The 14,206-nt window shown below is 67.3% G+C and carries 14 protein-coding genes; 9 read left to right on the forward strand and 5 right to left on the reverse strand.

The features are described 5' to 3' along the window. Window positions 1-10: 10 nt before the first annotated feature. The 5 genes from hisS to G332_RS0109810 all read left to right on the forward strand — a co-directional run bounded on the left by hisS (window position 11) and on the right by G332_RS0109810 (window position 6,016). Window positions 11-1,285, forward strand: coding sequence for a histidine--tRNA ligase (gene hisS, locus G332_RS0109790; RefSeq protein ID WP_019626819.1), 1,275 nt, complete (start codon window positions 11-13; stop codon window positions 1,283-1,285). 36 nt (window positions 1,286-1,321) lie between these two features. Beyond that, window positions 1,322-1,936, forward strand: a complete 615-nt coding sequence (locus tag G332_RS0109795) for a tetratricopeptide repeat protein (protein WP_019626820.1) — start codon at window positions 1,322-1,324, stop codon at window positions 1,934-1,936. 150 nt (window positions 1,937-2,086) lie between these two features. Then, the gene (gene bamB / locus G332_RS0109800) at window positions 2,087-3,277 is read left to right on the forward strand and encodes an outer membrane protein assembly factor BamB (protein WP_026340765.1); all 1,191 of its coding nucleotides are present in this window, start codon (window positions 2,087-2,089) and stop codon (window positions 3,275-3,277) included. Window positions 3,278-3,305: 28 nt separating this feature from the next. Next, window positions 3,306-4,814, forward strand: a complete 1,509-nt coding sequence (gene der / locus G332_RS0109805; protein ID WP_019626822.1) for a ribosome biogenesis GTPase Der — start codon at window positions 3,306-3,308, stop codon at window positions 4,812-4,814. A gap of 95 nt (window positions 4,815-4,909) precedes the next feature. Continuing rightward, window positions 4,910-6,016 (forward strand): aminotransferase class I/II-fold pyridoxal phosphate-dependent enzyme, encoded by a 1,107-nt coding sequence (locus tag G332_RS0109810; RefSeq protein WP_038059695.1) that lies wholly within the window; start codon window positions 4,910-4,912, stop codon window positions 6,014-6,016. Window positions 6,017-6,410: 394 nt separating this feature from the next. Here the strand turns inward: G332_RS0109810 and G332_RS0109815 are convergent, their stop codons facing one another. Further along, window positions 6,411-8,048 (reverse strand): alpha-D-glucose phosphate-specific phosphoglucomutase, encoded by a 1,638-nt coding sequence (locus G332_RS0109815; protein WP_019626824.1) that lies wholly within the window; start codon window positions 8,046-8,048, stop codon window positions 6,411-6,413. 196 nt (window positions 8,049-8,244) lie between these two features. On the opposite strand from G332_RS0109815, the gene G332_RS0109820 reads away from it, so the two are divergent. Then, complete coding sequence (locus G332_RS0109820; protein ID WP_019626825.1) at window positions 8,245-8,727, forward strand: DUF1249 domain-containing protein; 483 nt, start codon at window positions 8,245-8,247, stop codon at window positions 8,725-8,727. Between the two features lie 58 nt (window positions 8,728-8,785). Here the strand turns inward: G332_RS0109820 and G332_RS0109825 are convergent, their stop codons facing one another. Then, complete coding sequence (locus tag G332_RS0109825) at window positions 8,786-10,879, reverse strand: HDOD domain-containing protein (protein ID WP_019626826.1); 2,094 nt, start codon at window positions 10,877-10,879, stop codon at window positions 8,786-8,788. A 477-nt stretch (window positions 10,880-11,356) separates the two neighbouring features. After that, window positions 11,357-11,533 (reverse strand): PLDc N-terminal domain-containing protein, encoded by a 177-nt coding sequence (locus G332_RS13330; RefSeq protein ID WP_019626827.1) that lies wholly within the window; start codon window positions 11,531-11,533, stop codon window positions 11,357-11,359. Window positions 11,534-11,758: 225 nt separating this feature from the next. Between G332_RS13330 and G332_RS0109835 the strand changes: the two genes are divergently transcribed. Continuing rightward, the gene (locus G332_RS0109835) at window positions 11,759-12,217 is read left to right on the forward strand and encodes a YaiI/YqxD family protein (protein ID WP_019626828.1); all 459 of its coding nucleotides are present in this window, start codon (window positions 11,759-11,761) and stop codon (window positions 12,215-12,217) included. A 10-nt stretch (window positions 12,218-12,227) separates the two neighbouring features. On the opposite strand, the gene G332_RS13530 is transcribed toward G332_RS0109835, so the two are convergent. After that, the gene (locus G332_RS13530) at window positions 12,228-12,422 is read right to left on the reverse strand and encodes a hypothetical protein (RefSeq protein ID WP_156000810.1); all 195 of its coding nucleotides are present in this window, start codon (window positions 12,420-12,422) and stop codon (window positions 12,228-12,230) included. 254 nt (window positions 12,423-12,676) lie between these two features. Here G332_RS13530 and G332_RS0109840 point away from each other — a divergent pair, with 254 nt between their 5' ends. Both G332_RS0109840 and G332_RS0109845 read left to right on the forward strand, forming a co-directional pair. Next, window positions 12,677-13,000 carry a hypothetical protein gene (locus tag G332_RS0109840; RefSeq protein WP_051080549.1) on the forward strand — a complete coding sequence of 108 codons (324 nt, stop codon included), beginning with the start codon at window positions 12,677-12,679 and terminating at the stop codon, window positions 12,998-13,000. Window positions 13,001-13,039: 39 nt separating this feature from the next. Further along, the gene (locus tag G332_RS0109845) at window positions 13,040-13,363 is read left to right on the forward strand and encodes a non-heme iron oxygenase ferredoxin subunit (RefSeq protein WP_019626830.1); all 324 of its coding nucleotides are present in this window, start codon (window positions 13,040-13,042) and stop codon (window positions 13,361-13,363) included. A 75-nt stretch (window positions 13,364-13,438) separates the two neighbouring features. On the opposite strand, the gene cysZ is transcribed toward G332_RS0109845, so the two are convergent. Beyond that, window positions 13,439-14,200 (reverse strand): sulfate transporter CysZ, encoded by a 762-nt coding sequence (cysZ, locus tag G332_RS0109850; RefSeq protein WP_019626831.1) that lies wholly within the window; start codon window positions 14,198-14,200, stop codon window positions 13,439-13,441. Window positions 14,201-14,206 lie beyond the last annotated feature (6 nt).

Consider the following 14,206-nt stretch of genomic DNA (forward strand, 5'->3'; position numbering starts at 1 on the left):
AGAAGGCCACATGAAAGCGCTCAAGTCGATTCGCGGGATGCACGACATCCTGCCCGAGTCCATTCACGTCTGGCAGCACCTGGAGGCCACCCTGCGGGAGGTCGTGGAGGGCTACGGCTATCACGAGATCCGCATGCCGGTGGTCGAGGCGACCGAGCTGTTCAAGCGCTCGATCGGGGACGTGACCGACATCGTCGAGAAGGAGATGTACACCTTCGAAGATCGCAACGGCGACAGCCTCAGCCTGCGACCGGAGGGCACCGCGAGCTGCGTGCGCGCGGGCATCCAGCACGGCCTGCTGCATAACCAGGTACAGCGGCTCTGGTATCTGGGGCCGATGTTTCGTCACGAACGTCCGCAGAAGGGCCGCTACCGCCAGTTCCATCAGATCGGGGTGGAGGTCTTCGGCCTGTCGGGGCCGGATGTGGATGCCGAGATGCTGGCAATGACGGCCCGCCTCTGGCGCAGGCTGGGCCTGAACAACGTGCGCCTGGAACTCAATACCCTCGGCACGCCGGAGAGCCGCCAGCGTTATCGCGAGCACCTGATTGCCTATTTCGAGGGGCATCGCGAGGCCCTGGACGAGGAGGCCCGGCGGCGGCTGTACGAGAACCCGATGCGCATCCTCGACAGCAAAGACCCGGAGACGCGTGCCGTGGTGGCCGGGGCACCGAGCCTGATGGATCATCTGGATGCCGAGTCCCGCGCCCACTTCGACGGGCTTTGTGCCCGGCTGGAGCAGCTCGGGATCGCGTTCGAACACAACCCGCGTCTGGTGCGCGGGCTCGACTACTACACCCACACCGTGTTCGAGTGGATCACCGACGACCTCGGGGCCCAGGGAACCGTGTGCGCGGGCGGTCGCTACGACGGGCTGGTGGAACAGCTCGGGGGGCGCGCTACCCCGGCGATCGGGATGGCCATGGGGCTGGAGCGCCTGGTCGCACTGCTGGAAGAAAGCGCGGCGGCCCCGGCGGCCACCGCGCCCGACGCCTATCTGATCGTCGGCGGTGACGAACTGGCGGGGGATGCCCTGCAACTGGCGGAGGAGCTGCGCGACGCGCTGCCGGGCCTGAATTTGATCCAGCACTGCGGTGGTGGCAGCTTCAAGTCGCAGATGAAGCGGGCCGACCGCCTGGGTGCACGCTATGCGCTGGTGCTCGGCTCGGACGAACACGCGGCAGGCACCGTGACCGTCAAGCCGTTAAGATCGCAGGGCGGGGAGCAGCAGGAGGCGGTCGCGCGGGCCGCCCTGGCCGATCATCTGCGCACGGCCCTGAAGTAGTAACCCACGCGCGACGCGCAACCGACAGAGAAAAGCATGAGCTACCTCACTGACGAAGAGAAAGCGGAACGTATCAAACAGTGGTGGTCCGAAAATGGCATGGCCATTGTCGCGGGTCTGGTGCTCGGGATTGCCGGCCTGTTTGGCTGGAACTGGTGGAGCGACCGCGAGGAGACCCGGGCCCAGATGGCATCCGAGATGTATCAGGCCCTGCAGTCTGCCGGTCAGGTGGGGCATACCGAGCGCGCCGCCGAGCTGGCGGATGCCTTGATCGAACAGGGCCGCGGGACGCCGTATCGTGCGCTGGCCTGGGTTTACCGTGCGGATGCCGCGCTGGCGCAGGACGATCGCGATGCCGCGATCAATGCCCTGCAGGCGGCCCGTGATAGCGCGTCCGATCGCGGCTACCGCGAGGTGTTCAGCCTGCGTCTGGCGCGGCAGTTGATCCTGGCCGAGCGCCTGGACGAGGCCGAGGATGTCCTCGCGGCGATCCAGGGAGAGGCCTTCGCCGGCCTGCGGCTGGAACTGGAAGGTGACCTGGCACGGGCGCGCGGAGACCGTGACCTGGCGCGCGAGCACTATGGCGCTGCGCTGGATACCGGGCATCGCCCGGAGTACCTGCAGCTGAAATACGAAGAACTCTCGGTCTGATGCCACGATGCACACGCCCGCGTATGGCCACCGCAGGACCGAATGAACCTTGCCGGCGTGCCCTTGCACGGGCGAGTACGCCTTGAGTGCAGGCGTGCCCGTTACCCCGTGTTTTTCCCGTCCGTCTTTTCCCGGAGGATTCGTCTCCCGATGTCAGTGCCTTCCCTAACGAGTTCGGCCGTACGCCTGCTGTTTGTCAGCGCGTTGATTCTGTCCCTGAGCGCCTGTGGTCTGTGGCAGCGCGATACCACGGAGCCCCCGGCCAGCCTGCCGGAATTCGAGGCAGAAGGTGACGCGGAGCGCCTGTGGTCGCAGTCCGTGGGGCGCGGCGGCGAGCGCTTTTTGTGGCAGATGTATCCCGGCACCGACGACGACCTGGTGGTGATCAGTGACGCCGCTGGTCGGGTGACGGGCCTGGACCCGGAAAGTGGCAGCCAGCGCTGGGAAATCCGGCTGGATGACGCCCGGATCTCGGCAGGTGTCGGCGTCGGCGAGGACATCGCCGTGGTCGGCACGCTGGACGGTCATGCGATCGCGCTGGATCTGGAAGGGGACGGCGAGCGCTGGCGTGTCACGCTCTCCAGCGAGGTGCTGGCGGTGTCCGACGTAACCCGCGGCCTGGTGGTCGTGCGTACCAACGATGGCCGTGTCCATGCACTGGATGCCGCATCCGGCGCGACCCAGTGGACCGCGCTGCGGACTACGCCGTCACTCAGCCTGCGTGGTGCCCACCGTCCGCAGATTACCGCCGGGCGGGTGCTGGCCGGTTTCGATAATGGCCGCTTGCTAATGCTGGGGCTTAATCGTGGCAATGTGCTGTGGGAGACGACCCTCGGCGTTCCCAGCGGGCGTACCGAGGTCGAGCGCATGGTGGACGTGGATGGTTACATCCCGCTGTATCGCGGGGCTGTGATTGCCACCACCTACCAGGGTCGCCTGGCGGCGCTGGACCTGAACTCCGGCGAGATCTTCTGGACCCGCGATTTCTCCTCCTACCAGGGGGCGGATGTCGACACTGCATCCGATGTGCTGGTGGCAACCGATGCCGAGAGTCATGTCTGGGGCCTGGACCCGCGCAACGGGGCCGATCTGTGGCAGACGGATGCCCTGCGCCTGCGCGGGGTGACCGCCCCGGTGGTGGTCGGTTCGCATGCGATTGTCGGCGACTACCAGGGGTATCTGCACTGGCTGGATCTCGAGGACGGGCGCATCGTGGCACGCGTTCGTGCGAGCTCCGGTGCGGTGGTCACGCGTCCCGAGCTCGTCAATGGCGTACTCTATGTGGTGACCGACAACGGCCAGATCACCGCGGTGAACCCCGAACTCGGGGGCCACGAGTGAACAACCGCCTGGCGGCCCGGATCGGCACATGATCCCGGTCATTGCTCTGGTGGGTCGGCCGAATGTTGGCAAATCCACCCTGTTCAATCAGCTCACGCGTACGCGCGATGCGCTGGTGGCGGATGTCGCCGGCCTGACCCGTGACCGCCAGTACGGGATTGGCAAGGTGGGCGGTTTTCCCTATCTGGTGGTGGATACCGGCGGTTTGTCGGGCGAGGGCGCGGAGATGGACCGGGCCATGGCTGAACAGACCCGGCGTGCGGTCGCCGAGGCCGATCATGTGCTGTTTCTGGTGGATGCCCGTGACGGTCTGACCCCGCAGGATCAGGCGATTGCGGACCAGCTGCGCAGTGCCGGTGTCCGGGCGCGTCTGGTGGTCAACAAGACCGACGGGCTGGACGCCGATTCGGTCAGTGCCGAGTTCTATGCGCTGGGGCTGGGACAGGTCACGCCGATTGCCGCCGCCCATGGACGCGGCGTGCAGGGCCTGATGCAGGCTGTGCGCAAGGATGTGGCCGCCTTGCGCCGCAGCGCCGCGGGTGAGGTCCGGATCGAGGACGCCGGGGCTGAAAAGGCCGGTTCCGAAGACATCGGGGCCGACGCTGCCGAGGCGGGGCTGGTGAGTGATGGCCTGGACGAGGCCTCACAGCAGGCGGCCCTCGACGACTGGCCCGGCATCCGCGTGGCGATCGTCGGACGCCCGAACGTCGGCAAGTCCACGCTGGTCAATCGCATCCTTGGTGACGAGCGGGTGGTGGCCACCGATGTGGCCGGCACCACGCGCGACAGCATCTTCGTGCCCTTCGAACGCGACGGGGTGGATTACACCCTGATTGATACCGCCGGTGTACGGCGCCGCGCCCGGGTCCACGAGGCCATCGAGAAGTTCAGTGTCATCAAGACCCTGCAGGCCATTGAAGCCGCGCACGTGGTGATCCTGGTGGTGGATGCGCAGGCCGGTCTGTCCGACCAGGATGCCCACCTGCTGGGCATGGTGATCGAGGCAGGCCGCGCCCTGGTGCTGGCGGTGAACAAGTGGGACGGGATGCAGGAACATGCCCGCGAGCGCGTCCGGGACGAACTGGATCGGCGGCTGGGGTTTGTCGATTTCGCGCGCATGCGCCTGATCTCCGCACTGCACGGGACCAATGTCGGGCATTTGCTGGATGACGTGCGCGAGGCCCATGCCAGCGCCTTTCGCAAGGTCTCCACGCCGGAGCTCACACGGCTGCTGGAGGCTGCGGTCGCCGAACATGCCCCGCCGATGGTCAGCGGGCGCCGCATCAAGCTGCGTTACGCCCACCAGGGTGGCCAGAACCCGCCGGTGGTCGTGCTGCACGGCAATCAGACCGATGCGCTCCCGGGCAGCTACAAGCGCTATCTGGAGAACTTCTTCCGCAAGCACCTGAAGCTGGTGGGGACCCCGCTGCGGCTGGAATTCCGCTCCGGCCGCAACCCCTACGCCGGGCGCCGCAACAAGCTCACCCCGCGCCAGCAGCAAAAGCGCAAACGGCTGATGCGGCACGTTCGCCGCTGATATCGTTCCCGACCGTGGTGCGCACCCCCTCTGATCGGCTCGCGAGTGGCCCGGCGCTGTCGGCCTTTGCCGAGGTGGTCGAGCCGTTCCGGGTCATGGATATCCTCGCGCGGGCCCAAGCGGCCGAGCGTGCCGGGGCCGATATTATCCATCTGGAGGTGGGGGAACCGGACTTTCCGACGCCACCGGGGGTGATCGCTGCCGGGGGCTCTGCGCTGGCGGACGGGGACACGCGCTACACCCCCGCCCATGGCACCGGCGCCCTGCGCGCGGCGCTGGCCGCCGATTATGGTGCGCGCCATGGGGCCGAGATTGATCCCGAACGCATCGTGATCACGGCGGGCGCATCCGCCGCCATCCTGCTGGCGCTGGCGGCGGGAGTGAACCCGGGTGAGGAGGTACTGCTGCCGGACCCCGGCTATGCCTGCAACCGCCAGTTTGTGGCTGCCCGCGGGGCCTGCCCCGTGGCCATTCCGGTGCATGCGGAAGACGGGTTCCAGCCGACTGCAGAGGCGATTGCGGCGGCCTGGGGCGCAAACACGCGTGCGGTGCTGCTTGCCTCGCCGGCGAATCCGACCGGGACCTGCCTGTCGCGGGCGCGGCTGGCCGCGATCGTCGAGGTCGTACGTGCCCGTGGCGGGCTGGTGATCATGGACGAGATCTATGCCCAGATCGTGTTCGAGGACCCGGAGCCCAGCGCCGCTGCCGCATTCCCCGACGTCGTGGTGATCAATTCGTTCTCCAAGTATTTCGCGATGACCGGCTGGCGGCTGGGCTGGATGGTCGTGCCCGCGGCCTGGGTGGAGCCGGTGCGGCGCCTGGCGCAGAATCTTTTCGTAGCCCCGGCGACAGTGGCCCAGACCGCAGCCCTGGCGGCCTTCGACGCTGGGACCGAGGCCCTGTTGCAGGCGCGGGTGCAGGAGCTGCGCCAGCGCCGCGACCTGCTGCTGGAGGCGCTTCCGGGGCTGGGCCTGGAGGTGCAGGCGCGGCCTCAGGGGGCGTTTTACCTGTATGCCGACTGTACCGCCCATGGGCCGGATTCCGAGGTCCTCTGTGCCCGTATCCTGGACCGCGCGGGGGTGGCGCTGACGCCGGGTACGGATTTCAGTCCCTCGCGCGGGCGCGACTACCTGCGTATTGCCTACACGCAGTCACAGGATCGCCTGCGCGAGGCCGTGGAACGTCTGGCCCGGGTGCTTTAGGGAACGCGGATGGATTGGCGTTTCCTCGCGGTACCGGGCTGTGCGGCCGGAATCGGCCGCGGCCAGCCGTCTGTCGAGTTTGGGTGATCGTCGCGAGCGTGGTGCAGGAGAGTGGGAAAGGGACTGCTCTGCTGCCCACGCGCAGCAGGTCAGCCCCCAATCCGCCAGGCTCCCGGACCCGGCGAGTGGCGGAATCTCGTTGCCAGGCAAGAAACCCTTGCAATGCCGCCCGCGTTGAAAAAGCCAGGATGGCTTTGTTCAGCGCTGCCTCGGGAGGCAAGGGGCATCTGCACGCCCGCCATGAATATCCCCATCGGCCAGCCCTGCGAAGGTGTTGCCACGGCGCTGGCAGTGCCGTGGCGGTGATGTGCGTGGCGTGCTGGCGCGGCTGTGGTCAGGTGATGACGTCGGGTCTTTCGCGACCGGTAAGCCCCGGGATGTCACCCAGTTGCGCGGCGGCGTCGATCAGGGGCCGCAGCAGGACCTGGGGGTCGGCATCCAGGTGATCGGGGCGGGTCTCGTGTTGCTCGATATACAGGCGCAGGGTGGCCCCCTCGGTGCCGGTGCCGGATAAGCGGAATACGATGCGCGCCCCCCCCTCGAACAGCACGCGCAGTCCCTGGTGTTCGGTCAGGCTGGCGTCGACCGGGTCACGGTAGGCAAAGTCGTCGGCCGCCGCCACCTGCATCCCCGCAAGGGACTGGCCGGGCAGGGCCGAGAGCTGGTCGCGGATGCGGGCCATCACCCGCTCCGCGCGTTCGCTGTCCACGGCTTCGTAGTCGTGTCGGGTGTAGTAGTGGCGGCCGTACTGGCGCCAGTGGTCGCGCACAATCTCCTCTACTGATTGGCGGCGGGCGGCCAGAAGGTCGAGCCAGAACAGCACGGCCCAGAGACCGTCCTTCTCGCGCACGTGGTCGGAGCTGGTGCCAAAGCTCTCCTCCCCGCACAGGCGGATGCGGCCGTCATCCAGCAGGTTGCCGAAGAATTTCCAGCCGGTCGGGGTCTCGTAGCAGGGGATACCCAGGGCCCGGGCGACGGCATCCACGGCCTGACTGGTCGGCATGCTGCGGGCAACGCCCTTCAGACCGTCGGCGAATGCAGGGATCCGATGGGCGTTGGCGGCCATCACCGCCAGGCTGTCGGAGGGCGTTACGAAGAAGTGACGGCCCAGGATCATGTTGCGGTCGCCATCGCCATCGGAGGCGGCGCCGAAATCCGGGGCATCGCGCCCGAACAGGGCCTCGCGCAGTTCGCGCGTATGGGACAGGTTCGGGTCTGGGTGGCGGCCGCCAAAGTCGGCCAGCGGCTCTGCGCGCAGGATGGTCTCGGGGGGCGCACCCAGGCGCTTGACCAGGATCTCTTCGGCATACGGGCCGGTGACGGCATGCATGGCGTCGAAGCGCATCGCGAAGAAGTCGGAGCGAAGCAGCTCGCCAATGCGCTCGAAGTCGAACAGCGCTGCCATGGCATCGGCATAGGGGCCCACCGGGTCCAGGACCTCCACCTGCATCTCGGCCAGCGTCCGGGTGTGTAGGTGATCGATGTCCACATGTTCCGATCCGTTGACGATGCGGTAGTGGCTCAGTTGGGTGCTGCGTGCGTGGATTGCGTCGGTGACTGCCGGGGTGGCCGGGCCGCCGTTGGCGGTGTTCAGCTTGATCCCGAAGTCGCCCTCCGGGCCCCCGGGGTTGTGCGAGGCCGAGAGGATCAGCGCGCCGGTCGCACCACGGCTGCGAATCAGGTGGGAGGCGGCCGGCGTCGACAGCAGGCCCCCCAGACCCACGCTGATCTTCTGTGCACCATTCGCCGCCGCCATGCGCAGGATGATCTGGATGGCCTCGCGGTTGTGGAAGCGCCCGTCGCCGCCCAGCAGCAGTTCGCCGCGCAGCAGTTCCGGACAGGCGTCGAAGATGCTCTGAATGTAATTCTCGAGGTAATGCGCCTCGCGGAACTGCTGGACGCGCTTGCGCAGACCGGAGGTACCGGGCTTCTGGTCGGGGAAGGGCCGGGTCGTGATGACGCTGATATCCATGGGTCGTGCATCCTTGTTGTTCCATGCGAAGTTACCAAAAAGCCCCGGGGGTGTCCTGCCTCGTGCTGCGCGGACGGGCGACGGGGTGGATGCCCGAAACGGGAGGACGGTGTCCCCTCCAGCGTGCCGGTCCTCGAAAAGTCCGGGCTGCCAACGTGGATGTGTACATTGATCGGCCTTTCCTTACACTGTCGCGATGCTGCTGGAACGCCGGAACCCCGCTTACCTCGATTCCCGGCCCGCGACGTTCGCGGCGCTGATGGAGATGTACGAGGAGAACTACCTCGCACTGCGGCGCCTGTGCCCGGAACCGGCGCGGCTGCCGCCGCAATCGGTGTCGCGGGTGTCAGGGGCGCTGGATCTGCATCTGGAGGTTCTGGAACGCACGCGCTATACCACGACCCTGCACCTGACTTACCACTTTGACCATGACGGCGAGCCGCGGCGGCAGCCGGACGTGCGAGTGCGCATGTTCCACGATGCGCATCAGGCAGAGGTGCTGGAATTGCACTGCCGCGGGATCGGCGCCGAGCTGGCCGCGGAGATGCGTACCGGGCATCCGGGCCTGATGTGTCGCTGGCGGCACAACCGCTTCCTCTACAAGTGGCTGCGTTATTGCCTGCGTCAGGGCCACCGGTTTCGGGTGGATGCCAGCCCGGAGGTGGTCGCGCTGGACTGACCGCGGCGGGTTCGCACGGGCGAGTCGCGATGTACGCGCCGGGCGCCGTGGGGCGGGGTTATGGCCGCGTCGGTTCTGTTGGTGAGGCGGGCAGGGCAAGGTCAAAGCGGGTACCGACACTGGTGCTGGTGAAGGACAACTGGGCTCTGACCTCTTCGGAGAGGCGCTTGACGATACTGAGCCCGTGACCGGAATAGCCGCTCCCCTTGGTGGAGGCGGCCGGTGTGACGGCCGCGGCCTGAACCTCGGGTGGCAGGCCCGGTCCGCGGTCAGCCACCGAGAGCGGTACCATCCGGTTCCCGCCGATCGTCGTCGGCGCCTGCGTGGCAACGATAATCTCGCCGCCACGGGGCTGTGCCTCCGCAGCGTTCTTCAGCAGATTGGTCAGGATCTGGCGCAGGTGGTTGGCGGGCACGGTAAGCGGCGGGTCTGCCGGGCTCAGGTCGAGATAAAGGCGGATGTTGCGGGTTCGGCATAACGAGGTGTCGACGATGTCCGCGATCTGGCGTACCAGGGCATTGAGCGAGGCCGGACCCCGGTCTTCGCCGGGCGTCGCGTCCGGGTCCCGCAGCCGCAGCAGGATGCGGCCGACGTGATCAATCTCTGCCTTGACCAGGTCCGGTTCGAGGCGGGCCTCGGTGTCCGGGTCCAGCCCGCGATGCAGCACGTTGAGATAGTTCCGGATGAGTTCGATGGGGGTGCCGGCCGCGTGTCCCTGCGCGTGGATGCTGCGACTCGCCGCGCCCCGGGGGGTGCCGGTGAGCGCCCGGGCGATCTCGCCGGTCAGTGCCGGGATGAAGTCTCTGCGTGCCTGCAGGTGCTCGGCCTCGTGTTCGCTCAGGCCCAGGATCAGTACCCCGGACGGCCGGCCACTGTCGGCCAGCAGGGGGTAGCTCCACAACCGCTCGGCCTGGCACAGGCGCAAAAGCTGCTGGTCGATGGGCGGGAGTCGGTCGGCACGGGTTACTTCGTGTCGCAGGGTTGCGCGGTCCAGCAGGGTATCCGTGACCAGGCTGCGTCCGGGCAGCAGCGGCAGGGTGAGAGCCGGCGTTTCCTGGCCCTCCACCCAGGTGCAGACGGCCTGCTGGTCGGCGTCCGCCAGGAACAGCAGCGAGTGGCGGACCCCGAAGGTGAGAGACAGGGCGCGCCGGGCGGACAGGCAGCGCGCCCGCAGTCCGGCCGTCTGCGCGCCCCCGACGTCGGATCGGTTCGGTTCGCTGACATCGTGCACCCGGAGGTCGCCGGCATCTCCTTGCGCGCAGTCATGAGTCCCTGCGACCGGCGCGGCAGCGGTTGTGCCGGCCGGCAGATCAATCTCCAGCGCCCCCGCCATGCGGCGTATGTCGTGGTCGGCGCGGCTGCGCAGCTCGCGTGTGAGGCCCTCGTTCAACCCGAACAGCGTATCCGCCGCGGCCAGGGCCACCTCGTTGCACTCGGGTTCCGCGGTTGGGGACAGGGTGGTGGGCAGACAGCCAAGCGTATGGGCGAGGTTCACCAGTTTGACCAGGTGATGGCCCTTGCACACTCGGCTGACCGGGTCCAGGTGGCCGCGAACGGCGTCCGCCAGGGGCGGCCCCAGGCCCCAGGCAGCCAGGCAGTCGCCTCCCAGTTCGCCATAGTGGCGACCGTAGGTCTCCTGTTCGATCGCCATCAGGTGCCAATCGTCCACGGCTGTCTGCAGGAGTGGCCAGTAGTGCCCCTCATCCTGCGTGAGCCGAACCAGACGGCCGATGTCGATGAGCAGCCCGGCCAGATAGGCCTCCTCGGGATGGCGATAGCGGGTGAGTGTCGCCAGGGAGCGGGCCAGCCCGGCGCAGGTCAGGGCCCGTTGCCAGACACTGCGAAGATACGCGCGATGGCGCATGCGGAACGCGCCAAACAGCGGCTGGATCGCGGCGGTCAGGGCGAGGCTGCGGACGGTATCCAGGCCTAGACTGAACAGGGCGCGGTCGATGGTGCGGCAGGGCGAACCACGGGAGTAGAACGGGGAGTTGGCGGCCTGCAGCAGACGGCTGGAGATGTCGGCATCCTGCTCGATCGCGCGTGTCAGGGGCTGGAAGTCGGCCTCGTTGGCCCGGGTGGCATCGAGCACGGCGGTCAGGGCCCGGGGCAGGCTGGGGAGACCCTGCATTACCGTGTTGACATTCGTCATCGCTCTCCCCGGTGGTGATGCGGGCGGCTCGTCGTTACCACGCACGAATTGTCCGGGCCCCTGCGTGAGCTCCGCGCACGGGACACCGACTCGAAAGACTGAATATAAGGTTCGATCTTGCCCGACGCCAGCGAATCCGGCGGCCCGGGTGTGAGTTGGTCGTCATTCTCCGGCCCGGGCGCCGGCTCGCCTGACGTGCGGTGGCGGTACGGCCGTCACCGCAGTATCCCGCCCGCGCAACAGCGACGCAGCCACAAGCGGCGCAACGCAGGATCGGGCCATATTCATTCAGAATCGGGGGGCACCAACCCCACGTGCCATTGAAAGCAGGGGCTTGGCCGCCCGTTGTTGATCAAGCACGGGCGCGCGCACGGCGTTGGGGTTCACCTGTAGCAGAGTGACTGCACGGCAGTCACCGCGCATTAAACGCACGCAAAAGCGACTCGAGCGCGGACGCGCGATTCAATCAGCGTCTCCCTAGCGTGGTCCGAGCAGGAGCCAAGCGATCAGGCCCAGCAGGGGCAGAAACAGCAGGATAAGTATCCACAATACCTTCACGATCGGGCCGGCCGGGCTTTGCGCCGTTTTTACAATCGCCCAGATCAGGACGAGCAGCCAGAGCAGGCCCAGAATGCCGGTCACTTCGATGATCATGCGAGGCTCCTTGGAGAGACACTGACGAGTGTACACCCTCGCGTTGGCACACAGGGGTGCGAGCGCCGCTGCGCTGTGCGGCGGGACGTGGTTTCGGGCGGCGCTGGCAGCGGTGATCCCGGGCCTCGAGGACGCGTCGTTGCTGACCACATCCGTGGCATGAGGCGGGGGAAGTCGGATGCAAAAAACCGATATCCTGCAATCAATGCAAAACGGACGAACACAATGAAAATCTGGGTGGATGCGGATGCCTGTCCCGTTGTGATCAAGGAGATCCTGTTTCGTGCCGCGAAGCGCACGGAGACCCCGTTGACCCTGGTCGCCAATCAACCCATGCGGACGCCGCCGTCGAAATGGATCGATTCGATCCAGGTGGGGGCGGGATTCGATGTGGCCGATAACGAGATCGTGCGCCGGCTCGGTCCCGGCGATCTGGTGATTACCGCCGATATCCCGCTGGCCGCGGAGGTGATAGAGAAGGGCGGACAGGCGCTGAACCCGCGCGGCGAGCTTTACACCCGGGACAACATTCGCGAGCGCCTGAGCATGCGCGATTTCATGGATACCCTGCGCAGTAGCGGTGTCGAGACCGGCGGTCCCGCCGCCCTGGGCCCGCGCGATCGCCAAGCCTTCGGGAATGCCCTGGATCGCTGGCTGGCGCAGAACGGTCCGGGCCGGGGCTGACGACAGGCTCCTAGGCGCGGAGCTGGCGGATCAGCTGCAGGGTCTCGTGGGCGATGCGGAGACAGTCGTCCGTCGTGTCGTCGGGAGGGTGGTGCGGGCTCGAGGGCGTGTGTTCCGTCTCCGGCGCAGCAGCGTCCTCGGGGCCCCGGGAGCCGGTGCGACGTTGCGGCTGCGTATGGCGATGGCGGTTCGGTAGCGGATTCACGGGGGCTCCTCGAAGCGGATGGCACCAGGCGGTGTGATATGTCGGCGTAACGGCACTACGGGGACGGACTTGAATCGGGGTGTGGATCGATCCCGATCAGGCGCCCACGACAGGATTGTCCGGGGTCCCCATGGGGTACGCGAACCGGGGTTAATCGACGTGGCGAGGGTGGATTCCGGTAGGGTGGCGATCTTCGCGACGATCGCAAAGGAGTCATCGCAGTGGGTAATCGATCAAGACTGCTGGTGTTGGGCATGCTGGCCGGGTACCTGCTGGCCGGCTGTGGCGGCGAGCGGGTCTCGCCGGTCACGCTGGAACAACTGGCGGCGTCCGCACCGGCCTTCAATGGCGAACTGGTGGAGACCGAAGGGGTCGTGAGGCGGTTCGAGGACCCGGAGCATTACTGGCTGGAAGACGACGCCATTAACCGCGTTGCGGTGACGCCGAAGTCGGCCGTGCGCGATCACGTTGGCGATAGCCTGCGTGTGGTCGGGCGTTTTTCCTACCACCCGGCGGAAGGCCGCCGGATCGAGATCGACCCCGCGGCAACGGCCGCGCTGCGCGCCTCTGCGCGTTGAACGACCGGTTATCAAACGAGAATTGAAAGGCTGGTGCGCATGTCGGAATGGATTGACGTCGCCCCGCTGGGGGACATCGAGGACGGTGATCATCGCCTGGTGGAGGCGGCGGATACCGAGATCGCCGTGTTTAACCTGGGTGGCGAGTACTTCGCGGTGGAGAACCTCTGTACGCATGAGGATGTGCCCATTGCCGATGGCGAGATCGACGTAGATGACTGTATCACCTGCCCGATGCATGAAGCCCAGTTTTGCCTGCGTACCGGCGCGGTGATGGCGCCGCCGGCGGAGGATCCGCTGACCCGGTTTCCGGTCCGTGTTGAGGGGGCCGTGGTCCAGGTGGGTGCGCAGCCGCTGGACTGACAGCCGCCTATGCCCCGGCCCGGGGCCCGTGCTCCGCGTTGGGCGACCCCGCCGCATGCCCCCTGACGGTGTGCATCACAGGGGATCGCCAGTGCCGCGACTTGGCTGACGCAGCTGGCGGCGAACGTGCAGGTGGGTGGCGCCAATGACCGCTGCGGGGACCAGCAGGAGATTGAGCAGCGGCACCATGGCCAGCAGCGTGGTGCCCGCACCAAAGGCCAGGGTCTCCAGCCGCCGGTGGCGCAGGGCCGCAAGCACCGTTGCAAAGTCCGGCCCGTCATTGGCCAGCGGCGGTTCCTGGAACTCCACCGCCAGTACCCAGCTGCCGAAGATGAACCAGGCGATCCCGGCCAGCAGGTTGAGCCCGGGTATCGCCGTGATCAGTAACACCGGGATGAACAGCAGCGCGTAATAGCCCGTTTTGCGCAGCGCCGTGATGCCGGCATGGCCCGTTTCCGCGAGGAAGGACCGTGCGGGGCGCTGTGGCGGGTAGCCGAGATGGCAGGCAGTGCGGTAGGCCAGCGGCCCCGCAAACGGGCTGGCGATGATCGCCGCGAGGGCGACTGCGGACACCGAGAACGCCACCAGCAGGGCCAGTGCGAACAGGGGCCACAGCAGCCAGGCCAGCCAGTCCCAGCCACCCGGGAGCCAGGTGGCCAGCAGCGCCTCGAAGCCGAACGCGGCCGCCGTGGCGAGGCCGATCACCACGGCGCTATTGATCAGCAGCGGGATGATGACCAGACCGCGCAGGGCCGGGTCGAACACACGCGAAAGGCCGCGAAACGGTGCCAGAAACGCGAACAGGGGGTTTGCGACCCCGGGCACTCGCTGCGCCATGGTTTG

The organism is Thioalkalivibrio sp. ALJT (assembly GCF_000381825.1).
Taxonomy (GTDB): Bacteria; Pseudomonadota; Gammaproteobacteria; order Ectothiorhodospirales; family Ectothiorhodospiraceae; genus Thioalkalivibrio.

Bases quoted from the DNA above. Each gene is read 5' to 3' on its own strand.
- cysZ (WP_019626831.1), bottom strand. From the start codon at position 14,200: ATGGCGCAGCGAGTGCCCGGGGTCGCAAACCCCCTGTTCGCGTTTCTG.
- G332_RS0109845 (WP_019626830.1), top strand. From the start codon at position 13,040: ATGTCGGAATGGATTGACGTCGCCCCGCTGGGGGACATCGAGGACGGT.
- hisS (WP_019626819.1), top strand. From the start codon at position 11: ATGAAAGCGCTCAAGTCGATTCGCGGGATGCACGACATCCTGCCCGAG.
- G332_RS0109815 (WP_019626824.1), bottom strand. From the start codon at position 8,048: ATGGATATCAGCGTCATCACGACCCGGCCCTTCCCCGACCAGAAGCCC.
- G332_RS0109820 (WP_019626825.1), top strand. From the start codon at position 8,245: ATGCTGCTGGAACGCCGGAACCCCGCTTACCTCGATTCCCGGCCCGCG.
- bamB (WP_026340765.1), top strand. From the start codon at position 2,087: ATGTCAGTGCCTTCCCTAACGAGTTCGGCCGTACGCCTGCTGTTTGTC.
- G332_RS0109825 (WP_019626826.1), bottom strand. From the start codon at position 10,879: ATGACGAATGTCAACACGGTAATGCAGGGTCTCCCCAGCCTGCCCCGG.
- der (WP_019626822.1), top strand. From the start codon at position 3,306: ATGATCCCGGTCATTGCTCTGGTGGGTCGGCCGAATGTTGGCAAATCC.
- G332_RS0109840 (WP_051080549.1), top strand. From the start codon at position 12,677: ATGCTGGCCGGGTACCTGCTGGCCGGCTGTGGCGGCGAGCGGGTCTCG.
- G332_RS0109795 (WP_019626820.1), top strand. From the start codon at position 1,322: ATGAGCTACCTCACTGACGAAGAGAAAGCGGAACGTATCAAACAGTGG.
- G332_RS0109835 (WP_019626828.1), top strand. From the start codon at position 11,759: ATGAAAATCTGGGTGGATGCGGATGCCTGTCCCGTTGTGATCAAGGAG.
- G332_RS13330 (WP_019626827.1), bottom strand. From the start codon at position 11,533: ATGATCATCGAAGTGACCGGCATTCTGGGCCTGCTCTGGCTGCTCGTC.
- G332_RS0109810 (WP_038059695.1), top strand. From the start codon at position 4,910: ATGGATATCCTCGCGCGGGCCCAAGCGGCCGAGCGTGCCGGGGCCGAT.